Origin of the sequence: Nostoc foliaceum FACHB-393 (assembly GCF_014698505.1) — a bacterium.
In the GTDB taxonomy this organism is placed as follows: Bacteria; Cyanobacteriota; Cyanobacteriia; order Cyanobacteriales; family Nostocaceae; genus Nostoc; species Nostoc foliaceum_A.
Map to the genome: position 1 here is coordinate 122,136 of NZ_JACJTD010000019.1, position 21,983 is coordinate 144,118.

24 protein-coding genes and 1 pseudogene are annotated in these 21,983 nt (G+C 42.2%); 11 read left to right on the top strand and 14 right to left on the bottom strand.

Annotation, left to right across the window (positions count from 1 at the left end; genetic code table 11):
- Positions 1-19: 19 nt before the first annotated feature.
- Positions 20-943, bottom strand: a complete 924-nt coding sequence (locus H6G92_RS17385; RefSeq protein WP_190894890.1) for a nucleoside hydrolase — start codon at positions 941-943, stop codon at positions 20-22.
- Positions 944-958: 15 nt separating this feature from the next.
- Between H6G92_RS17385 and H6G92_RS17390 the strand changes: the two genes are divergently transcribed.
- Positions 959-1,390 carry a nucleoside deaminase gene (locus H6G92_RS17390; RefSeq protein ID WP_190894891.1) on the top strand — a complete coding sequence of 144 codons (432 nt, stop codon included), beginning with the start codon at positions 959-961 and terminating at the stop codon, positions 1,388-1,390.
- A gap of 184 nt (positions 1,391-1,574) precedes the next feature.
- Here H6G92_RS17390 and H6G92_RS17395 read toward each other — a convergent pair whose 3' ends face one another.
- A complete protein-coding gene (locus tag H6G92_RS17395; protein ID WP_190894892.1) occupies positions 1,575-2,699 on the bottom strand; it encodes a metallophosphoesterase family protein in 1,125 nt (374 codons plus the stop codon).
- A 233-nt stretch (positions 2,700-2,932) separates the two neighbouring features.
- Here H6G92_RS17395 and H6G92_RS17400 point away from each other — a divergent pair, with 233 nt between their 5' ends.
- Positions 2,933-3,805 carry an S-methyl-5'-thioadenosine phosphorylase gene (locus H6G92_RS17400; RefSeq protein ID WP_190894893.1) on the top strand — a complete coding sequence of 291 codons (873 nt, stop codon included), beginning with the start codon at positions 2,933-2,935 and terminating at the stop codon, positions 3,803-3,805.
- A 411-nt stretch (positions 3,806-4,216) separates the two neighbouring features.
- Here the strand turns inward: H6G92_RS17400 and H6G92_RS17405 are convergent, their stop codons facing one another.
- The 3 genes from H6G92_RS17405 to H6G92_RS17415 form a co-directional block, all read right to left on the bottom strand.
- Entirely contained in the window at positions 4,217-7,912 is a 3,696-nt protein-coding gene (locus H6G92_RS17405) for a WD40 domain-containing protein (RefSeq protein ID WP_190894894.1), read from the bottom strand.
- Positions 7,905-9,440 carry an AAA-like domain-containing protein gene (locus H6G92_RS17410; protein WP_190894895.1) on the bottom strand — a complete coding sequence of 512 codons (1,536 nt, stop codon included), beginning with the start codon at positions 9,438-9,440 and terminating at the stop codon, positions 7,905-7,907. Before H6G92_RS17410 ends, H6G92_RS17405 begins: the two co-directional genes overlap by 8 nt.
- Positions 9,441-9,970: 530 nt before the next feature.
- A complete protein-coding gene (locus tag H6G92_RS17415) occupies positions 9,971-10,765 on the bottom strand; it encodes a Tab2/Atab2 family RNA-binding protein (protein ID WP_190894896.1) in 795 nt (264 codons plus the stop codon).
- Between the two features lie 11 nt (positions 10,766-10,776).
- Here H6G92_RS17415 and H6G92_RS40345 point away from each other — a divergent pair, with 11 nt between their 5' ends.
- Complete coding sequence (locus H6G92_RS40345; RefSeq protein ID WP_277926754.1) at positions 10,777-10,902, top strand: hypothetical protein; 126 nt, start codon at positions 10,777-10,779, stop codon at positions 10,900-10,902.
- Between the two features lie 101 nt (positions 10,903-11,003).
- Here the strand turns inward: H6G92_RS40345 and H6G92_RS17420 are convergent, their stop codons facing one another.
- The 3 genes from H6G92_RS17420 to H6G92_RS17430 all read right to left on the bottom strand — a co-directional run bounded on the left by H6G92_RS17420 (position 11,004) and on the right by H6G92_RS17430 (position 12,851).
- Entirely contained in the window at positions 11,004-11,273 is a 270-nt protein-coding gene (locus H6G92_RS17420; protein WP_190894897.1) for a YciI family protein, read from the bottom strand.
- Between the two features lie 230 nt (positions 11,274-11,503).
- Positions 11,504-12,628 (bottom strand): ATP-binding protein, encoded by a 1,125-nt coding sequence (locus tag H6G92_RS17425; protein WP_190894898.1) that lies wholly within the window; start codon positions 12,626-12,628, stop codon positions 11,504-11,506.
- Positions 12,612-12,851: a WD40 repeat domain-containing protein gene (locus tag H6G92_RS17430; protein WP_190894899.1), complete on the bottom strand. Its 240-nt coding sequence runs from the start codon at positions 12,849-12,851 to the stop codon at positions 12,612-12,614. Before H6G92_RS17430 ends, H6G92_RS17425 begins: the two co-directional genes overlap by 17 nt.
- 276 nt (positions 12,852-13,127) lie before the next feature.
- Between H6G92_RS17430 and H6G92_RS41150 the strand changes: the two genes are divergently transcribed.
- The 4 genes from H6G92_RS41150 to H6G92_RS40350 are packed head-to-tail and all read left to right on the top strand — an operon-like array spanning position 13,128 to position 14,175.
- Entirely contained in the window at positions 13,128-13,346 is a 219-nt protein-coding gene (locus tag H6G92_RS41150) for a PIN domain-containing protein (protein ID WP_390625446.1), read from the top strand.
- Positions 13,347-13,376: 30 nt separating this feature from the next.
- Positions 13,377-13,547, top strand: a complete 171-nt coding sequence (locus H6G92_RS40870; protein WP_313889976.1) for a hypothetical protein — start codon at positions 13,377-13,379, stop codon at positions 13,545-13,547.
- A 19-nt stretch (positions 13,548-13,566) separates the two neighbouring features.
- Entirely contained in the window at positions 13,567-14,019 is a 453-nt protein-coding gene (locus tag H6G92_RS17440; protein ID WP_190894900.1) for a CUE domain-containing protein, read from the top strand.
- Positions 14,020-14,046: 27 nt separating this feature from the next.
- On the top strand, positions 14,047-14,175 hold the full coding sequence (locus H6G92_RS40350; protein ID WP_277926755.1) for a hypothetical protein: 129 nt from the start codon (positions 14,047-14,049) through the stop codon (positions 14,173-14,175).
- On the opposite strand, the pseudogene H6G92_RS17445 reads toward H6G92_RS40350, so the two are convergent.
- Positions 14,168-14,287, bottom strand: a pseudogene (locus H6G92_RS17445) (pentapeptide repeat-containing protein); the annotation flags it as partial. The gene H6G92_RS40350 and the pseudogene H6G92_RS17445 overlap by 8 nt on opposite strands.
- A gap of 510 nt (positions 14,288-14,797) precedes the next feature.
- Here H6G92_RS17445 and H6G92_RS17450 point away from each other — a divergent pair.
- Positions 14,798-15,163 (top strand): hypothetical protein, encoded by a 366-nt coding sequence (locus tag H6G92_RS17450; protein WP_190894901.1) that lies wholly within the window; start codon positions 14,798-14,800, stop codon positions 15,161-15,163.
- 265 nt (positions 15,164-15,428) lie between these two features.
- Here the strand turns inward: H6G92_RS17450 and H6G92_RS17455 are convergent, their stop codons facing one another.
- The 5 genes from H6G92_RS17455 to H6G92_RS17475 form a co-directional block, all read right to left on the bottom strand.
- Positions 15,429-16,067 (bottom strand): histidine phosphatase family protein, encoded by a 639-nt coding sequence (locus tag H6G92_RS17455; protein ID WP_190894902.1) that lies wholly within the window; start codon positions 16,065-16,067, stop codon positions 15,429-15,431.
- A 249-nt stretch (positions 16,068-16,316) separates the two neighbouring features.
- Positions 16,317-16,838 carry a hypothetical protein gene (locus H6G92_RS17460; RefSeq protein WP_190894903.1) on the bottom strand — a complete coding sequence of 174 codons (522 nt, stop codon included), beginning with the start codon at positions 16,836-16,838 and terminating at the stop codon, positions 16,317-16,319.
- A gap of 113 nt (positions 16,839-16,951) precedes the next feature.
- Positions 16,952-17,392, bottom strand: a complete 441-nt coding sequence (locus H6G92_RS17465) for a hypothetical protein (protein ID WP_190894904.1) — start codon at positions 17,390-17,392, stop codon at positions 16,952-16,954.
- A 319-nt stretch (positions 17,393-17,711) separates the two neighbouring features.
- Positions 17,712-17,894, bottom strand: coding sequence for a CsbD family protein (locus tag H6G92_RS17470; protein WP_190894905.1), 183 nt, complete (start codon positions 17,892-17,894; stop codon positions 17,712-17,714).
- Positions 17,895-18,239: 345 nt separating this feature from the next.
- A complete protein-coding gene (locus tag H6G92_RS17475) occupies positions 18,240-18,704 on the bottom strand; it encodes a hypothetical protein (protein WP_190894906.1) in 465 nt (154 codons plus the stop codon).
- A gap of 253 nt (positions 18,705-18,957) precedes the next feature.
- Between H6G92_RS17475 and uvrB the strand changes: the two genes are divergently transcribed.
- The 3 genes from uvrB to H6G92_RS17490 all read left to right on the top strand — a co-directional run bounded on the left by uvrB (position 18,958) and on the right by H6G92_RS17490 (position 21,846).
- Entirely contained in the window at positions 18,958-20,955 is a 1,998-nt protein-coding gene (gene uvrB, locus H6G92_RS17480) for an excinuclease ABC subunit UvrB (RefSeq protein WP_190894907.1), read from the top strand.
- A 131-nt stretch (positions 20,956-21,086) separates the two neighbouring features.
- Positions 21,087-21,665 carry a hypothetical protein gene (locus H6G92_RS17485; protein WP_190894908.1) on the top strand — a complete coding sequence of 193 codons (579 nt, stop codon included), beginning with the start codon at positions 21,087-21,089 and terminating at the stop codon, positions 21,663-21,665.
- A 37-nt stretch (positions 21,666-21,702) separates the two neighbouring features.
- On the top strand, positions 21,703-21,846 hold the full coding sequence (locus tag H6G92_RS17490) for a hypothetical protein (RefSeq protein ID WP_190894909.1): 144 nt from the start codon (positions 21,703-21,705) through the stop codon (positions 21,844-21,846).
- Positions 21,847-21,983: the final 137 nt, after the last annotated feature.

The window sequence follows — 21,983 nt, forward strand, 5'->3', positions numbered from 1 at the left end:
CACCTAATTTTTTAGTTTTTTATCTTGCCCATTGCTGCAAGATGTAAGCATAAAAAGCCTCTTTATCTACCTTATCCATTGCATAAATTTTCCGGCCACCAGGAACTACTTTAGTCCGTCCCTGACTAAGACCAGTGGTGATAATTTCTGTTTCCCATTCGCGCAATTGATAAAATTCTGGATGTCCCAAATAAGCAGTTGCTAAGACATCCCAAAAATAATAATCTTGGGGGATAACTAGTGCATAACATTGTCCGGCTAAATCAGAGATGGGATAGTGGCGTTGTCGTCCCATTTTGTATACTAACTCCGATGTAACTGGGACATTGTTAGTCAAATCCAAAGGACACATAATAATTTCAATTTGGGTTTGCCATACCCGCGCTGCTGAAACCGCATCCCAATAAACATTCCATTCAGCAGAACCATCTTGTCCTGCTTCCAGACTTTTTTCCACATTACCACCGACATTTAATGCACCCCCCATCCACACAATCTTGTGAATCTTGGCTTCAATGTCTGGTGCTTTGTCTAATGCCACTGCTACTGTGGTTAACGGTCCAGTTACCATCAACGTTACGGGGTCTGATGCCTCCTGCAACACCTTGATCATGAAATCTTGACCTGTTTGGGCAACCAGAGGCGTAGTGATGGTTTCGCTTTGATTGAGAATGGGGAGATGGTCAATGATAAAGGAATCACGGCGATAGAGAGTAGGAAATGGATTGATACCGCGCACAGTACTTTCTGCAACTGGGATATGAGAAAATCCCATCAAATCGATAATTTTACGTGTGGCGCTAACAGCCGGTTGAACGTAGCAATCGGCTGGAGTGACTACAACACCAAGGAGTTCAATATGATCCATTGTCAACAGCAGCATAGTTGCTAAATAATCATCTACACCGCCATCGTGATCCATTAATACTAGTTGTTTTGTCATAAAAGGAGAATTAATATGGACGAGTTTATGGAAGCTGCTATTCAAGAAGCAAAACAAGGCAGACAAGAAGGTGGAATTCCCATTGGTTCGGTTCTCGTCAAGGATGGCAAAATTCTCGGCAGAGGACACAATAAACGTGTGCAAGATGCAGATCCTGTCACCCACGCGGAAATCGATTGTCTTCGTAATGCTGGGAGAGTTGGGAGCTACAGAGGTACTACACTTTATTCAACTTTAATGCCGTGCTACCTGTGCGCTGGGGCAGTAGTACAATTTGGGATTAAAAAAGTCGTTGTCGGAGAATCCAGAACTTTTCCTGGTGCTAAAGAATTTATGGTATCTCACGGCGTGGAAGTAATTGATCTTAATCTTGACAATTGTGAACAAATGATGAGTGAGTTTATTGAAACTAACCCCGAACTTTGGAATGAAGATATCGGTAATTAAAGACGCGATTAATCGTACAAGAGAGACGCGATTAATCGCGTCTGTACAAAAGTAGCCAGCGTCTTGGTAACTTTTGATAGGAAAATTATCATAGGAGCGATCGCTATCTAAAAAGCCACTCTGGAGAAGAAGAGGCTCTTTCGCCCAGAAAAAAAAGTTACCTTCACACGGACACTCATCACTCCTAACCCAGCAAAAGTGTGCTGTTATTATCAATCATGGTAAGAGTTCCACTAGTAGCCATGCCTGGGTTGGGCTGCGCCGATGCACCATAGGACTGAATGTAACGCCGCACTTCTAGCGGAAAGTGGGGGTAATCTAACATCGCATCCCCATCGGCAATAGTTGCCCAGAAGTCTCGCAAACTAGGAGCTAATTTTTTTGCCTGCGATAACGGTAAGTTTAATGGAGAAAGAGTTAGTAGCTTAATTAAAAATGGAAAAGAGCGATCGCCCATCCATTGCCGCGATGACTGTTGCAAGTCGGGAAACTCAGGCACTGACTCTACCCGATGGGATAGAATTTGCAACGATTCTTTACCTTGGTTATCCCGATGAAACTCTAGCACCCGATAAGGGTGAGGATAGCTCACTAAAGAACCAGTGGTAATATCATATACTCCATCTGAGTAAGCAATATCCTGAACGTGCAAATGCCCCGTAAATACTAGTTTGACTCCGTAGCGCCTTAGCAGCTGCAACAGTTCTGCTGAATTGGACAACATATAGCGATTTGCTAGTGGATGATTTGATTGATTGGGCAAGTGCTCAACCACATTATGATGCACCATCACCAGAACTAATTCATCACTAGATGCCGCCAATACTTCTTCTAACCACTGTAGTTGTTTGGTATCCAAACACCCTACCTGCTCACCCTGGTCATTAAAGGAGTTAGAATTCAGTCCAATTAGCTTAACTCCAGGCAATAACTGACGCGTGTAGTAAATCTGCTGCGGATCTTCATAGCCAAACTTCGTGTAATAGTAGGGAAAATCCGCAAAAGCAATTGATTGCTGATTAGCCAACAGCACAGGAACGTCATGATTGCCAGGAACTACATAGACGGGAAAAGGTAGCTGGGCTAAACATTGTTGTAACCAGGCATGGTTCTCTGGTTCGCCGTGTTGGGTTAAATCTCCTGGCAACAACAAGAAATCTAAATCGAGTTGGATTAGATGTTCTAGTACACTTTTAAATGCTGAGATACTTACTTCCACCAGATGAAACCGACTGGGATGATCCCAGATTGTGTGAGGAAGTGCCAGGTGTAAGTCGCTGACTACCGCAAAGCGAAAATTGAGAGTCATTGATTTATAAAAATGTTAAAGCAGGGGTTAAAATAAGCCTTTTCCCAAAAGTATAACGCTTGCTTTGTTTCACTGCTCAGAAGTGCGTCTGTTTAACTTTTGTATACATGAATCATCGATTACACACTATGGTGATAATTAATTTCATATAATCGCTTTGTTTCTTGGTTTCTCTGCTACTCCCCTTTTCGGTAAAATAACTTAGCAGATCAGCAAGGAACAGGTTCAGGATCATGGCTCAAGCTAGTATTGGGATTATTGGTGGCAGTGGTCTGTATAAAATGGATGCGCTCAAAGATGTGGAAGAGGTGCATATCCAAACTCCATTTGGTTCACCATCAGATGCTTTGATTCTGGGAACTTTGGATGGGACAAGGGTAGCTTTTTTAGCGCGTCATGGCCGTAATCATACACTGTTACCCTCTGAGTTACCGTTTCGCGCTAATATTTATGCGATGAAGCAATTGGGTGTGGAGTATTTAATTTCAGCTAGTGCTGTTGGTTCCTTGAAAGCAGAGGCGAAACCACTGGATATGGTGGTGCCAGATCAGTTTATTGATAGAACAAAAAATCGGATTTCAACGTTTTTTGGTGAGGGAATTGTTGCTCACATTGCCTTTGGCGATCCGATTTGTAAGAATTTGGCTGTTGTGTTGGCAGATGCGATCGCATCTCTCAATTTACCAGAAGTTACTCTCCATCGCGGCGGTACTTATGTGTGCATGGAAGGGCCGGCTTTTTCTACAAAGGCAGAATCGAATCTTTACCGCAGTTGGGATGCAACAATCATTGGAATGACGAATTTACCAGAGGCGAAGTTGGCAAGAGAAGCGGAAATTGCTTATGCAACCTTAGCGCTGGTGACAGATTATGATTGTTGGCATCCAGACCATGACAGTGTGACGGTGGAGATGGTGATTGGCAATTTGCTGCGGAATGCTGTGAATGCTCAAAAGGTGATTCAAGAAACTGTGCGGCGCTTGAGTGAGAATCCGCCAACCAGTGAGGCGCATTCGGCGTTGCAGTATGCGATTTTGACTCAGTTGGATAAAGCACCAGCCGCGACGAAGGAAAAGTTAGGGTTATTGTTGCAGAAGTATTTGTAGCTTATAACTAGGCGATCGCACTTTCTCTAACTTAATTGCGATCGCACTTCCTCAGATTACAGCAAGAGCGATCGCTACAACGGGCTACGCCTACGTACCATCAGATTCTTCAGTGACGTACCACTATTATGAAATCATATAAGTGATAACACGTAAACACATGAGTTTCATCAACAAACACATGAGTTTCGTTATGAAGCTTTGCTTGTTCGTGGTGTCTGGCAGATTTATCGCACTATCATCATAAAATCATACAGGCGATCGCTTTATTCTAAGTTGGGGCTGCTCATTACAGAAATCTCTTTGCGTAGCTCAATCAAAGACCTCTCCCTGGTTTTACTACGCAAAACCTCCCTCTCCGACTCGGAGAGGGAAAGACTTGAACTTTAGTTCAAGGCAGGGAGAGGTTTATCACCTGCGTGTGCCAATATCATCACATAGACGCTTATCGCTCTTGCTCACATTGGGGTTATTTTGCAAATAATCGCGCACCCAAGCACAACCCTTAACCATTAAATCATCCAAATTGAGATTCCACAACTTCACCGTGTTGTCATCACTGGCAGAGGCAATAGTTTGACCGTTGGGGCTAAATGCCACGCCCAAAATCGAACTGCTATGACCTTGGAGAGTTTGTAACAGTTGCCCATTGCGATTCCACAGCTTCACCGTCTTGTCATAACTGGCAGAGGCAATAATTTGACCGTCGGGGCTAAATGCCACGCTATTAACCGAACTGCTATGACCTTGGAGAGTTTGTAACAGTTGCCCATTGCGATTCCACAACTTCACCGTGTTATCTAAACTAGCAGAGGCAATAATTTGACCGTCGGGGCTAAATGCCACAGCCCTAACAGAATTGCTATGACCTTGGAGAGTTTGTAACAGTTGCCCGTTGCGATTCCACAGCTTTACCGTGTTGTCATCACTAGCAGAGGTAATAATTTGACCGTCGGGGCTAAATGCCACGCCCAAAACTGAACTGCTATGACCTTGGAGAGTTTGTAACAGTTGCCCGTTGCGATTCCACAGTTTCACCGTGTTGTCTGAACTGGCAGAGGCAATAATTTGACCGTCGGGGCTAAATACCACACTATTAACCAAACTGCTATGACCTTGGAGAGTTTGTTGCAGTTGCCTGTTACGATTCCACAGCTTCACCGTCTTGTCATAACTGGCAGAGGCAATAATTTGACCGTCGGGGCTAAATGCCACACTATTAACCGAATCGCTATGACCTTGGAGAGTTTGTCGCAGTTGCCCGTTGCGATTCCACAACTTCACCGTCTTGTCATAACTGGCAGAGGCAATAATTTGACTGTCGGGGCTAAATGCTACGCTATTAACCGAACTGCTATGACCTTGGAGAGTTTGTCGCAGTTGCCTGTTACGATTCCACAGCTTCACCGTCTTGTCTGAACTGGCAGAGGCAATGGTTTGACCGTCGGGGCTAAATGCCACGCTATTAACCGAACTGCTATGACCTTGGAGAGTTTGTAACAGTTGACCGTTGCGATTCCACAGGTTCACCGTGTTGTCTGAACTGGCAGAGGCAATGGTTTGACCGTTGGGGCTAAATGCCACGCTATTAACCGAACTGCTATGACCTTGGAGAGTTTGTAACAGTTGCCCGTTGCGATTCCACAGGTTCACCGCGTTGTCATAACTAGCAGAGGCAATGGTTTGACCGTCGGGGCTAAATGCCACGCTATTAACCGAATCGCTATGACCTTGGAGGGTTTGTCGCAGTTGCCCGTTGCGATTCCACAGCTTCACCGTGTTGTCTGAACTGGCAGAGGCAATGGTTTGACCATCGGGGCTAAATGCCACACCCAAAACTGAACTGCTATGACCTTGGAGAGTTTGTAACAGTTTACCGTTGCGATTCCACAGCTTTACCGTGTTATCTAAACTAGCAGAGGCAATAATTTGACCGTCGGGGCTAAATGCCACGCCGAAAACCGAACTGCTATGACCTTGGAGAGTTTGTAACATTTGCCCATTGCGATTCCACAGTTTTACCGTCTTGTCTGAACTGGCAGAGGCAATAATTTGACCGTCAGGGCTAAATGCCACGCCGAAAACCGAACTGCTATGACCTTGGAGAGTTTGTCGCAGTTGCCCGTTGTGATTCCATAGCTTTACCGTATTGTCATAACTGGCAGAGGCAATGGTTTGACTGTCGGGGCTAAATGCCACGCTATTAACCGAAGTGCTATGACCTTCTAGTCGGTTACGTTCGTTGACTCCATAAATTACCTGCTGGAGAGTGGCTACTGCCAAAATGCGGGTATCTGGTTCTACACTTTTATTTAGTGTTTTGAGTTGTTTTCCTACCTTCAAACCTGCTACTAAAGCATCAAGTTCTAAATTTCCTGCCATCAGGTTTTGTGATTTGAGGCTATCGGCGAGAATTTCGGCATTTATCCCACGTTTATCCGCATCTGCTTTAGCGGCAGTCGCTTCTTGTTCTTTTTCCTTTGCAAAATCTCGTTGCTTTTCAGCGTCTGCCTGTCTGTCCTTAGCTAATTGTTCAGCAGTTTTTGTTTTATCAAGTGCGTTTGCTAACTCTTTTTCCCTTTCTTCAGCTAATTGTTGTGCAGACTTTGCTTGCTCCTCTCCTTTTTTAGCTCTTTCACTTTGCTGATTAGCAATGCGCTTTTGCTTTTCTGCCTCCCGGCGTTGTTCCTCTGCTTTTTGCTGCTGTGTTCGCGCTTTTTCAGCTTCTTGCGTTGCGTTATTGCGTTGAGTTTCTGCTTTTCGACGCTGTTGTTCTTCTTTATAGCGGGCATCTTGGGCAATCAGACGTTGGTCATTCACATACACAGCCACTCCTGTCGTCATTAAAACCGAAAATACTACCACTACCGCAGCCACATAAAGCAGTGCAGGTTTTAGACGCTCCCACCTATCCCGCAAGTTAAACGGTATATGTTTATTAATCCACTTGTCATCAAAGACTTGCCGATAGATTTCATTCCGCACCCGCAAAACATTATTTTCCCGCCGCACCACCCCCGATAGCTTCAAGTGAGATTTAGCTAAAGACTGCTCTTCATCCACAACCGCCCGCTTACTCCAGCGAATCTCGCGGTAAATAGTCAAAACCTCCGGGTCTGGTGAGCGTTTAGTCAGCATATCGCGGACAAACTGCAAGTTATTGTCTTGCTCACTCATTGCACCAAAGAATGTGCTGCTAACTATCCTGTCTACATCGGCTGCGGATAAGACTTGATCCCCCCTAACCCCCCTTAAGAAGGGGGGAAGAATAGAACTGTTGCTAAGGGTGGTTGAGAAAATCTCCAAACCTGGAAGTTCATTGCCCCCCTTTTTAAGGGGGGTTGGGGGGATCAAAACCAAGGCACCACAAAGACGCTGCGTTAAATAAGGATGTCCCCCCGTCCACTTCAACACCTGGCGTAATACCTGCTTGGCTTCATCGCTGGGTAATCCCAATCCCTCAGCGAAGGGTAAAGCTTCCTCGAAGGTAAAATCAGTTAAATCTACACGCTGTCCAATATTAAACGGCGTGCGCTTGGCATCGTTGATTAAATCGCCGGGAGTCGCTACCCCCATTAAGACAAAAGAAAGCCGCCCAAATTCAGGATTAGTCGCACGGGCAACATAGAGATAACGAATTGCGATAAAAAAATCATCGGTAAAATCCAGGCTGAGGGTAGAGTCAATTTCATCCACAAAAATCACAACTTGCTCCTCAACCTCAGCCAGCAAAACCCTCTCAAAAAACTGTGTCAGTCTTTGCGATACTCCCAGATGCTGGTGTTCTTGCCACCAACTCACCACATCTGTATCAAACATGAGTTGGTCTTCCAGTTTGACCAAAAAGCCAAAATACCACTGTTCGGCTGTGACATTTGCCCCCAATTCCTGAAGGTCAACAATTACTGAGCTAATCCCCTCTTCCCTTAATGTGTCTGCCGTGCGTACCATCAGGCTAGACTTACCCATTTGGCGCGGCGTGAGAACATAAGCGAATATTGCTGACCGACATAAACCGAGCAATTCCTCATCAGCTTGACGAGGTATATAAATGCCACCGCCAGCCTGTACAGTCCCCCCCACGGTGTAAATGGTTGGATTAGCCACGCAGATGCTCCCGGAAATAATCAGTGTAAAGTTGACAACGGGGAAACACTACACGCCCTTCCCGGCGCACTAAACCTGCACCCCGCAAGCGGAAAAAGATGCGCTCATCTACACAGGTGTTCTGGTGAATCACTTGAAACATACCCTGAACTAACTCCTGTTTGTTATGCAGCCGAAACAGATGGTTACGCAAATGATTGCCAAAGGGGCCATTATCTGCGATCGCATTGGCAAATAATTCGGTAGGATAGAGGCGATCGCTAGCAACTAAGTAAAGTGCAAGCCTTACTAAATAAGGATGTCCACCTAACAACGCTATTAATTGCTTTTCTTCCCTGGCGTTGAAGGGTGAACCATGACGGCGGTTTAAATCAGCAACCTGTGCTGCTGTAAAATCTTCTAAATCAATTACTAGCCCAACATTAAAGGGGGATTGGTTGAGATTATCAATTAGCTGGTAGGGTTCGGTGGAAGTAACCAGCGCTAAATCCAGTTGCTTCCAGATGGGATTAGTGGCGCGGCTATTGTGCCAGCTTCGCAGCATTCCAAAGAAATCAGAGCGAAAATCAGTATCAAAGACCCTTTCAACTTCATCCATCGCTAAGACAATGGGGTTGCCAAACTCCTTCAGCAAATAGCGGCCGACGTAGCGAGTGCAACGCTGACTATTGCCCAAGGGCATATTCCAATACTCATCAACTTTGTCAGTCATTTCCAGTTCATCAGTTAACCAAGTACAGAACTGGCGAAAGAAAAGGTCAGCATTAGTTAAGGCGGCTTTATCAAATAATTGAAAATCCAGCAAAGCAACCCGCTTAAGAGCATTCACAGCAGTATTAATTGTGCGGATTAACAGGGAACTTTTGCCCATTTGCCGGGGGCCTTTAATTGTAATTGTCACACCCTGCCGCTCAATAGTCTGCAAAGTAAGTGCATCTGATGAGCGTTCCACGTAAAAAGCAGATTGCGATTCCATTGTCCCTTCCGGCATTTCCAGGGAGACTGGCTGTGCTGAGGGAAAGGGATGGGGTAGGAGTGATGGCTGACTCATCTGGAGTAAATCTGCCTTCGATTTTTCTTCACTGATAGCCAATGCACCGCCAGAGACAGCCTGCAACAACTCTGCAATCAAGCGCGGCGTATCTTCTGCATCTTTCCAGAATGCCCAGTTAATGCCATTTAAGTAAGCACTCAAGGGATACAGGAACGGTTCTTGATACGCCAAACGCACTGGGAGAATAATCGGTCGTCCTTCTTGTGATTTTGCCAAGTGGTGTGCTGTCTCGATTTCTGCTACCACCATCTCGCTGCTGGTTGACAAGCCTGAAAGGAAAGTAATCAAAAAATCAGCTTGGCGGATTTCTGCTTCAATACATTCAGCCCAGCGTGTGCCAACAGACATGGTTTGGTCGATAAAGACTTTGTGCTGCTGCGATAGCGCCTGGAAGACTTGCAGCGCTACTGGTTCATCGGGGCTAGCATTACGCTTGTAGCTGATGAAGATGCGTTTAGCCTGTGAGTTTAACATTACTATTAACCTTGTCTTCCTTCAGCTTTTTGAGTGGAAAAGCTTATCTAGTTGTGAGTCAATTTTGTACAGAAGTTGGGTAATTCTGTGCTTCGTCATCCAAGGGCAGTTTTTCCCTATTTTGAGGATTAGCTGAACAAATTAAGATTTTATTCACAGTGCTATCAATTAGTTACACTTTACTACAGTGCAGTTACAGGAAATTACCAACGGCACAAAAAAATGTTCGCAAAGTTCAAAGGCTAGTTAACGGAGCCAAAAGACTCGTTTTCAATATCTGACTATTGGTGACAACTTTAAGGCTGTTTTATAACTCTCACGAGATAAAAATCAGAAACTTTTGTTGTGATTAGTTTTTATAAATTTAGGTGGAGGTTGGGTTGAGGAACGTAGACGCAAAGCGGCTTACCGCAGGGTAACTCAACACCAATAATCCTTGATTCTGTTGGGTTTCACTTTGTTCAACCCAACAAATATTTTATTTTTTCAGCTATAGAACTTAAGCGGACAAATATTTTTGGCAATCAATATCAATCTTCTGCCCGCAACAACCAAAAGCCGCTATAAGTCATCCCAGAATCATCTGGTTGCACTAACAAAAAATGCAATCCTCGGCTTTGCTGTTTTCGTTGTTCATATGTTTGGGCTGCTGTTCTAACTTCTGGATCTTCAAAAGTGGCAACAATCCACCTGTCCACTAAGCCAGCCTCTAATACTAAGCCATCCGGTGCGCCAGATATGTAATTCAAGCCTACGGGACGGGCTTGCTGCAACCACCTTGCTAGGCGCATCGATTGCCGTCCACCATAAATTACGATACCAGGGACGGGCACTGTTGACGCTAAACCCAAATTGATGGGTTTGAGATGTTCTGGGATGTGCAAAATGGGAATGGGGCGATCGCTAAATCTCGTTTCTACATCACTAGCGGCTAGACTCGCAAAACGCCATTGTTCTCCCCAGAGGTTTTCTGGTAATGGTGCTGGAGGTGGTTTATCCACCGCTGAGGGATATTGCTTTTCTTGTAACCACTGCTTCAATGCCAAAGTGTGACGCGTAGGTTCGACATTTATACTTAAATTGCGTCCCGCCGCCTCAATTAAACTTAGAGACTGAGGACGAAACACCTGAATCACATCTGGCAATTTTTCACCTGCGGCTAACTCAAGTTGAGCAGCAACCCAATTCGAATTTGCTGCTGACTGGAGACAGCTGGCTTCATACTCAAAGCTGCGAGTTGCATCACAAATCAACAACTCCCATAAAACTTGTCCAGATGCATCCTGTAAGGGACGACGATAAAAATCAACCTGCCAAATTTTCATATTTGTGGGGAGTGGGGAGTGAGGATGAGGGAGATGAGACAATACGTTCGGTTAAGCCAAGAGACGCGATAAATCGCCGTCAAGACGAAGGATTGATTATTGTAGAGACGGCGATTTATCGCGTCTTTGTGATTTAGAATTTTCATCAAAAAACCCTAACCGAACCGTATTTGGAGATGAGAGAGTTAAAACTAAGCTCAGAGGTTCCAGCTTATCCCCCTCATACTCCACAATCAATTTAAAAAGCCTGAATCCATTCTTTGACAGAATATTCAGTCCAGATGCCATTTTTCCAGTAGGGATCGTTTTCAATTAACTCGCGCACAGTGGCTTCATCTTCGGCTTCGTAAATCCCAAAAACTTTTGTAACATCCTTGGTGGGGCCAATGGTAATCAGCACACCGGATTCTTTTTGTTTTGCTAATCCGTCTAAATGAGCTTGACGGTGGGGGGCGCGTTTTTCGAGAACGTCTTCGCAGTAAGTTCCCCAAAGTACATATTTAGTCATAATTGCTTGTTACTCCTACTGGTTAATAAGATATTACTCTCGCGGTTTATAAGAGGTTGCTTGAAAAGTGTTTCCCTGTGACTTTAGGCACTTTGAGATCCCCCCTAACCCCCCTTTTTAAGGGGAGAACCGGAATCAAAGTCCCCCTTTTTAAGGGGGATTTAGGGGGATCTAAAACTTTTGCTATCGACAAGAGGATTTTTTAAACATCCTCTAAGCGCCCTTTTAACTCAAAAGTTAGACTCAATTTGTTGCCTCAACCAATCACGAAAATTAGTATGATAAATACTATAGTGGATTTCTGCTGCTATTGATTCTAAATGTAAAAACTCTCGCCACTTGTCTAAAATTACCTTGATTTCATATTCATCTGTATCTAATCTTTCTGCGATCGCTTCTATTGATATTGGTTGCTCTTGAACTAAGATATTTAACACCTGCAAAGCCATTGGTTGCTGTTTACGGGTTGCTAAATTCATTTTTTCTAAATGATTTTGGTAATATATCTGTAAATTTTGGGGGTAAATATCCTCATTAATATCTGCTAAAATTTCTTTAACATACATAAAATTGGTTTCATCATCAAAACCTTGTGTTATGTTGAGCGAAACATCTCCGGGATTCTTCTCTTGGCTAAGGTTACGCACCCTGCGGGGAGACGCAGAAGCGTCTACAGAATGAGATAATTCATTTAAATAAGTTTTAATATATTCTTGGATATCAGCGCGATTTTGTTCAGGGTAATTTGATAAATCTAAAGAATGGGCTGGTGTTTCAATTAATAAACCTGATTTATCTGCCAAAAAAGGACGACGACTAAGGTTAAAATAAACTTTTTCGGGTAGATAACGGGGTAAATAGAAAATATTTGAGCCGCGTAGTTGATTGTTGATATCAATTCTATCGCAGCCATCTATAGTAATAATTAAACGTTGTTTTGGTTGCAATCTATTGCTGATTTGTTGCAGTAACAACGATAAAAAAACACTGTCTTCTGTGGTAGAGTCAGGAAAGTTAGCGGTGAGATTTTTAATACCTTGATTTTGGGCGATTTCTATTAATTGAGTGCAAATTGTCGTCAGAAATTTTTCAACGCGATTTTTACCTGAGATTTCGACATTGTAATAAACAACTCCCGGATTTTGGCTGACATAATGGGCAAGAATGGCACTTTTACCAATACCATGATCGCCGATAATAGTAAAGTAGCCCCGGTCAGATTGATTGAGAAATTTGTTGATAGCAGCAAAGACAAATTCACGACCGACAAAGTTTTGATTTTTAACGGTAATGATTTGCTGAAATTCTAGGGGATATCTAGGGATATCAATCGGATTTTCAGCTATCGGTTTCATTTTTTGAACCCCCTTCTAAACGGAGGAAATGAACCCGCCCTGAGCTTTCGCCTGCTACAATTGTCAATCCATCTGGGGAAACTGCACAGCAATATATAGAACTTTCACCAATAAAAGTAGAGATTTCCTTTCCGGTCTGCAAATCCCACACTTTCAGGGTGTTGTCAGTTGAACCAAAAACGGCTATTTTTCCATCTGGGGCGATCGCATAAGCTTTTGTCAAAAAGTTGTAACCTTAAGGCTTAATATCGTAACCTTAAGGCTTAATATCGTAACCTTAAGCCTTAATGTTGTAACGTTAAGCCTTAAGGTTATAGCGTTAAGCCTTAATGTTATAAGGTTAAGCCTTAAGGTTATAGCATTAAGCCTTAATGTTATAGCGTTAAGCCTTAATGTTGTAATGTTGGTGACGACAAGACATTCACTTATAAGTGCGATCGCCACTAGACTTTGACCCAGACCAAGCCAGATGGGAAGCCTTAAAAGAGAAACATAATCTGTGAGAGTCTTACTAGACACTAATATAATTTTGGATTTTGCTCTTGAACGCCATCCCTTTTATAGCAATACTATACAAGTATTCTCATTTATTTATCAAAAACAAATAGAAGGTTATCTTTCTGCTTCTACTTTTAGTGACCTCTACTACATTATTTGGAAAGATAAAGTTCGGGCATCTGCTCTATCCCTTTTAAATAGAATTGTAACCTTCTGTTAAGTCGCCACAGTAGACAGTACCACAATCAATATGGCATTAACTGCTAACTTTAGAGATTTTGAAGACGCTATTCGATACAGCAGTGCGGTACTCAATCACTTAGATGCTATTATTACTCGCAACCCTAGAGATTTTCCGGTTGCTACTCCCAGAATTATCACACCTGAAGAATTGATTCAGGAACTAACAAATACTCCATAAATAATTAAGTCAAATATATATGAATGCCCAATTAACTCCTGTTGAAATCCAAGAACTTCAGCAACTTCTGCCAAACGACACCCCAGCCCAACAAGCGCTTACTACTCTGCAACAACACAACGGCAATCTAGAAACCACTTTTGATGCACTTTGGCAAGAGAAAGTCGGCAAAACAGATTATAGTAGGGGCAAAAAATCTCTCTTGCAACTCACCCTCAATGAAATCCGCGCGGAAATCTGTGGTGATGATGGTTTACAGGGCAAAATCAAAGAATACACCAAGAACCCTGGTAGTGCTTCTCTGCTCAATAGTATTATTGGCTCATTGGTGGCAGTTGCAGCAGTAAATGGAATACCGATGGATGGAGCGATCGCAACAATTGTCGTATTATATATTTTAAAAATTGGGATAAATGTTCTCTGCAAATATACTGATCCAGCAAGTGAGGGGGACAAAGATAATAATTCCTAACTCCTAACTCCTAACATAGTGGGCTTGATGCAAGAAAAAGCCCAAGAACTCTGGCATGTCGTGAATTATCCGCAATGCAATTACTACGTCTGTGGTGATGCCAAAATGGCAGATGATGTATTTGAGGTGTTTATGGCGATCGCTAAATCAAATTAGACCCACTAAAATCCGCCCCTCGGATATCTGCATAACTAAAGTTTGCTCCAGACAGGTTTTGACCTTTGAAAGAACGACCTCTGAGATTTTGACAGGAGAAGTCTGCGGGCATAGCTAGACTGCTGAAAGCAAGGATTTAGACAGAATACATCTCAATACTTGTCGGTTAAGGGGGAAAAGGGAAATAAAAAACCCTTTCCCAAAACCAAACTTTGGGTTCAAAATGCAAAACCCGAGTAGTATTGGAATACATCTAGACTGCAACACCGTGCGGTATGAAACAGAAGAATCACAACAGTAGTAACAGCTACCGTCTCTAAATTGCTGCAAAACTACAAAATACTTGACCAGTACAGAGTCAGCAGCATGATTATATTGCTTGACAAAAACAAAAGTAGGGGCCACAAGACAGTACTAATTAACCTAGAATTCACTTGATAGAAATGAGTGTTTTTGATGAATTGCCGCTTCTACCAAATTTGCCAAACTCGAACTTTTTCACATTTAATATAAGTACTTTTATTACTTTTGCATTAATCAGATTTGTGAATTCTGAACTATATAGTTGTTCAACTTAAGTATTAAATAAGATTATTACCAATAGTCTAGGGAAAGCAAAGACGTGAACCGTTTCAAAAAGCTATCCTCAATTGTGTTCCTGCTATTAGCCTTCATTTATCCACCTGCTTTGGCTGAAGCCAAGGATAATACTCTAAATAATGTTCTCAATGAACACACTCTTGACGCACAGACAAAATTAGTTGGAGAGCAAAGTGAAGAGCTTTTATTAGCTCACCGACGGACTCGACGACGTTATCATAGACGGCAACGGACTGGAAAATATTACTATCAACGCCAGCGGAATCGACGACATTATTATAGACGACGCTATCGCTCTGTACGTTATCACGGACAACCATATCGTCATGGAGAATGGGAACTGGTGCGTGATCGTCATGGACGATTAATCTATGATTGGCAGCGTTAATAGTAAACTTTTCAACCAATTTTCCCACAAAATCTTTATGCGTAAATCCTAATGTAGGCAGACTCGTTAGCAAATGCGTCAATTCATTGGTTATTAGTTCAAGTCTTCTTTTCCTCTCCCAAAGCTTGATAAAATCGATGCAATTGTAGTGACTAAAATTGTGATCAGATATGGTTTTTTCTGGTGAAAGGTATAAAATCAATGCCTGTAGCTTTCAATCCCTAAAATGATCCCTTAGTGAAAGCAATGCGATGCAAGTAACCCCTCACGTTCCTGGTAAATTTCGCAACTGCTCATCCAAATGACTACGATCTGCCAAAACCTTTAACAGCGGCCCATGTGAGGTAAATTCTACAATACTAACTGAAGCTACAGGGCATTCCAAACGAAAACGGAAGCGTCCCACATCAATCCCTAGTAAACTACACAGAATAATTCTGATGGTTGCTTTGTGTGAAACAACTAAAACATTACCACTAGTGTAATTTTGCTTGATTTCTTCAATTACCTGTAAGGCACGAGAAGCAATTGTCACAGCCATTTCTCCACTAGTTGGAGCATTCCAAGCTGGATCTGCTGACCAGCGAACATAATCATCGTGATATTCACGGCTAATTATTTCTGGCGTTTTTCCTTCCCACTTGCCATAGTTGATTTCCTTTAAACCATCTCTGAGTTGTGGTTCCATTCCTATTGCTGCACATAAGGGTTTTGCTGTCAATACAGTTCGCCGCATTGGACTACAAAATATTTTTGTCCAAGGGATATAACTATATGCGTCAGCAAAAGCCTTTGCCATATCCAACCCTTCTGGGGTAAGTTCTGAGTCTATGGAACCGCAAAAGGAATTATTGCGGCTGCATTCTGTTTGTCCGTGACGGAGAAAATAAAGAGTTAGGCTCACGGTATGTTCTCATCGATTGTAAATTTAAGAGCATTAACAATCAGATGTAGCTGAAGATAGTTAATTACTGTGGTATATTACTACAATTTTTTGAGATTTTGAATAATTTTTAGGGCAAAGTTGCCGCAGTTAGTCCCATCGTAGAAATTGCCATTGTGCGATCGCTGATTTGGGTCATTTTGATCAAAAATAAAGGTGGGTAATACCCACCTAATCTCTTAGTCATCCTCCAAACTTAAAATTCAGAAGTTACTTGCGACTACCTAACCACTTAGCCGCCGCAATTCCAATAATACCTGCCACTACAGGATTACTGAGAAACTTGATAATCCCTGGTTGCTCCGCCAGCACTTCGCGGAAAATGTCGGGATGGTTGTGATAAGCGAAAGACGCTAGTTTGCTAACATCATCAGCAGTCATCCGGTTGGGGTGGTGTGTAGATAGTCCCAACTGTTGCTCTAGATGCTTCTCGTCTAGTTTTCTTTCCTTCAAGTGTTTGAAAAAGGCTCTTGCTACATCATCCCGTTCATTGGGTTTAATTTGTGCGATCGCCTGTTGTAATTCTGGCTCCATTTGGCTGGTTGGTATCCGATCTGGATGTAAAGATCGACCAAATAACTGCCGACGTTGATCTGGTGTTGTCCTTTGAGCGAAATCATCAAAATTTTGATATTCTGCTGTTGATTCGGCTGTAGTATCATCTAAAGATTCAACATCGCCCTGAGCCAAATCTTTCATTATTTGACGTTTATACTGTTCGCTGCTGGCCACTTTACTTATCTCCTTTTTGCCATCAATTTATTTTGAGAGATGGTATTTCCAAGCTATAAATCCAAATCCCAATTCATCAAACTCTCTTCAAGCTCTTATTGCAAATACAGCAATTAGCTATATTTAACTTGATTAGTCTGAGTGTCATATTCGGTAGTCAAAATCAATTGCTTATCAGGCGCATAAATCAAAACCTTTAAGTCTTGATTGGGGAAGTTTTTATGAAAACCTTGAACCAAGGATTTTGCTAATGGTCGCACTTCGTTAGGACTAACTTTAGGGGAAATAACAACACCTAATTTGTTGTTATCACGAACATAAGCGTCCTGAACTAATCCGCGAGATGTTTGCACAACCCAGGTACCAAAGGTTTGTCCTCCTGGGGTATTGCCTCGCTCTAACTCTGCATAAGTTACATCTCGACCAATTGCTGAGGGGGTAGTTGGACGCTCAAGTTGTGACACAGCACCACCACCACAGGCAGTAGTTATCATCAGGACTCCGATTAAAAGGAAAGTCGCCAATATTTTGCGACTTTGCTGAAGCATAATCATTTATTTACCTCCTAAAAAACACTTTAAACAATAGATAGAATAGGTTGTATTTTCAAACTAATTGATTGCATTTATAAGGTTGGAACCGATAGAGGTTATTCCTCTAATTTGTAATAAAGTTATTCTGGAATGCAGAGACGTAATTTATTACGCCTCTACAATATTTCTGTCAATCCAAGCTAGCCCTTTAACTTTCCACGCTTGCTAAGAAAAGAAGAAAGGGGTATAGCGTTGAATCTTAAATACTTCATCCTTTTTTGCAAAAGTGGAATCCACCCCATTTATATCCCTAAAGTTTCTGCAAAAAAATTATGAATTATTAGTCAATCTTTTTCTTCACATTATCTTTCACGTCTTCAATACCGTGACGGACTTCGCTTTCAGCTTGTTTTGCTTTGCCTTCAGTTTTATCTTTTGGATCGCCGGTAACTTCTGATGCTGCTTCTTGGACTTTACCTTCGATATTTTTAGCAGTTGCTTTAGCCCGTTCTTCTAAGCTCATTTGGTACTCCTTCTTTTATGAAAAGTTTATTTCAAAGCTACAAAACTAACTTTGAAATCCTTTGTTATTACCCTTACACAGTAGCTTAAAGTTTTTGCTAAAGCCTTCCACCACAAGGCATATTCAAGAATTTGTAATTCGTAATTCGTAATTCGTAATTCAGAAAGGTAATTGTAGTAAGCGTTCTGGCTGTTGGTTGAATATAAAATAAAGTAAAGATAGCTTAGTTATCTATGCTAAAAGACATAGAAAAAGTGCAAATATTGAATCTTTACTTTTTTTAGCTAAAAAAAACCAGTTCCATATAGGAACTGGGTTAATAAAGTTATGGGGATATTTTTTTATCTAATCTAGAAAACCCATTAGGCTTTCTGAATTGTCAATCTCATTTGATGCTATTGGACGATTACCGAATGTTGAATAGCTTTCATCAATTACCAATAAACTTGAGCCAATTGGACGAATCCCAGAGAGATTGATACTTTCAACAACTTGGAATGTATTAGCGCCAATTGGACGAATACCCATTGAGTTATAGGTTTCAACTACTTCTAACGTACTGGTGCTAACGGGACGAATCCCAGCAATTGAGAGTTTTTCAGCAACTTCTAAGTCGCTAGGGCCTATGGGACGAATTCCAGAAATTGCAAGTGTTCCAGAAGCTCCCACTGGCAGTTCATTAACTTCCTCGACTTTATCTGCATTCAAGCTCTGGTCTGGTTGATTTTCAACTCCCTCTGTAGTTTCCCCTGGAGACTTGGCATTGTTTTGCCGAGAACTGATTGCTTTGCCAGCGCTGCTAATAGCCATAAACGAACACCTCTGGTTTGTTAATTGAATTTTACAATAATTAAGGAAAGATGAAATTTTTTCCCATATACATTAGAGTTTAACCTTAAAAAACCTCATATAGATATAAGTATCTTTAAAACTGATACATAAGTAAATTTTAATTATAAATTTTTGTAAAAAATTATTACTATTTATTTGGTCTAATAAGCCAGCTAGAATGGATACAGGGCGAAATCGTCACCATGAGATCGGGTATTTCCAGCAAAACTGTATGACAGAATTTTGTCTTCAAGCTCCCTTTAGTCCCACAGGCGATCAACCACAAGCGATCGCACAACTAACCGCTAGTATCCAAGCTGGTAATCGTTACCAAACTTTGTTAGGAGCTACTGGAACTGGTAAGACATTTTCGGTAGCAGCAGTTATTGAGAAAATTGGCAAGCCTACCTTAGTTCTGGCGCATAACAAAACCCTGGCTGCACAGCTTTGTAACGAGTTACGAGATTTCTTTCCCAACAACGCAGTCGAGTATTTCGTCAGCTACTACGATTACTATCAGCCAGAAGCGTATATTCCCGTTACCGATACTTATATTGAAAAAACCGCAGCGATTAATGATGAAATTGATATGTTGCGGCATTCAGCGACGCGATCGCTTTTTGAACGCCGTGATGTCATTGTCGTTGCTTCCATCAGTTGCATCTACGGTTTAGGAATGCCAGCAGAATACCTCAAAGCTGCCATCCCCCTTCAGATAGGTATGGAAGTGAATCAACGCCAAATTTTACGAGATTTGGCAAATGTTCAATATAGCCGCAACGACATAGAAATGGGTCGGGGAAAGTTTCGCGTCCGAGGCGATGTCTTAGAAATTGGCCCAGCATATGAAGATCGAATAATTCGTGTCGAATTCTTTGGTGATGAAATTGACGCGATTCGCTATATTGACCCGGTGACAGGGGAAATTCTGAAGAGTTTGGAAGCCGTGAATGTCTACCCCGCACGTCACTTTGTCACCCCAGAAGAACGGCTAGAAGTTGCTTGTAATGATATTGCAGCCGAGTTAAAACAGCAAAAACTAGACTTAGAACAAGCTGGGAAACTATTAGAAGCGCAACGCATAGATCAACGTACACGCTATGACCTAGAAATGCTGCGTGAGGTAGGTTACTGCAACGGTGTCGAGAACTATTCCCGTCACTTAGCAGGAAGGCAAGCTGGAGAATCACCAGAATGTTTAATTGATTATTTTCCCAAAGATTGGCTACTAATTATCGATGAATCTCACGTTACAGTGCCTCAAATTCGCGGCATGTATAATGGTGACCAAGCGAGAAAAAAAGTTTTAATTGAACATGGATTTCGTCTTCCTAGCGCTGCTGATAACCGTCCTTTGAAAGCAGAAGAATTTTGGCAAAAGGTTAATCAGTGTATTTTTGTTTCAGCAACTCCAGGAAATTGGGAATTAGAAATTTCTGAAGATCATGTAGTTGAACAAGTAATTCGACCAACTGGGGTGATTGATCCAGAAATTTCCGTGCGTCCCACAGAAGGACAAATTGATGATTTGTTGGGAGAAATTAAAGATAGAGCCGATCGCCATGAACGAGTGTTAATTACCACATTAACTAAGCGGATGGCGGAAGATTTAACAGAATATTTGCAAGACCGTAGTATAAGGGTACGGTATTTACATTCCGAAATTACTTCTATTGAGCGCATTGAAATTTTACAGAACTTGCGCGAGGGTAAATTTGATGTATTAGTTGGTGTGAATTTGCTGCGGGAAGGCTTGGATTTACCCGAAGTTTCCCTAGTAGCAATTATGGATGCAGATAAAGAAGGTTTCTTGCGAACCGAGCGTTCCTTAATTCAAACTATTGGTAGAGCCGCGCGTCACGTCCAGGGACAAGCGATTTTGTATGCCGATAACCTGACAGGTAGCATGATTAAAGCCATTGATGAAACAGACAGGCGGCGTGGGATTCAAACGGCACATAATCGACTGCATGGGATTACACCACAACCAATTGTGAAAAAATCAAGTAATGCGATTTTGGCTTTTTTAGATGTATCTCGGCGGTTAAATGCAACTGACTTGAAAGTTGTAGATGAAAATATAGATGAACTGCCATTAGAACAGATTCCAGGGTTGATTACTCTGTTGGAAGCGCAGATGAAAGAGGCAGCGAAGAAACTAGAATTTGAAGAGGCGGCAAAATTGCGCGATCGCATTAAGCATCTCAGAGATAAAATGTTGGGACGTTAAGCTGAATCTTGTGTTCACGGAAATCATGCAACATTAGCCAGCCAAGTGAGATTGAGTATTATCCAATACCAAGTGATTTTTTGTAGGCCATATCTACCACGGACACTGTTGAGCAAACTTGCAAAAATACTATGGCAAAGCGTAAAAAAAGCAATCTCCAGTGGATTAAAGAAACGCTTGAACTAAAACCTGACCATCGTTGGGAATCTCCATCAGGCTACAAAATTTTTGTAGCAGATAGAGGCGCTGTTCGCTTCAACGTTCCCCAGAATTGGGTTTTTGAGCCACAAGAAAAATCCTTCAAGTTCCTCGATAAAAAACCGCCCGACGATGATTGCTGTCTGGAAGTATCCTTCAATCGTTTGCCACCCAATGACTGGAGCCAGTTTCCGTTAAAATCTACTTTAAAGAAAGTGATGGAAGACGACAGTCGTAACATCATTGCCAAGGGAGAAATTTTTACCATCAAGCGCCAAACTGCCAGGATTGTGTGGACAGAGATGAAGTTCATTGACACTCAGGAAGAACCACGGGAAGCTTTTTCACGGACTTGCATTGGTTTGGGGTCAAATGTTCAGTGCTTGATTACATTCGATTATTGGGCAGATCAAGCAGAACAATTAATACCCGTTTGGGATGAAGCGATCCGTAGTCTCACATTAGGGTTGTATATCCGTGACCCCATGACTGGTCTAGCTTTTCCAGACTGAAGCCTAAAAATTATTGCTCCAAACTTTCTTGGCAAATATGATGAAAATGCTATTCATCTTAGTTGGCCCAAAAGGAGCGGGTAAAACTGACATTCAGTTGAGATTTTCTGAGACTAAATATATAGCGATCGCCCATCAAATGGTTACCGAAAAACACAATGGTTGTATAGAACCCATTTGACATCTAAGAGGGTGCAGCAAGCCTCTTAACCATCAACCGAATAAAACAAAGATTAACCTTGGCAGTCGCATTCGCTAAAGTTCTCTCAAAGTTCTTGACGAGGATTTTGCATCTTTCCATCCAAGCATTTGACCGCT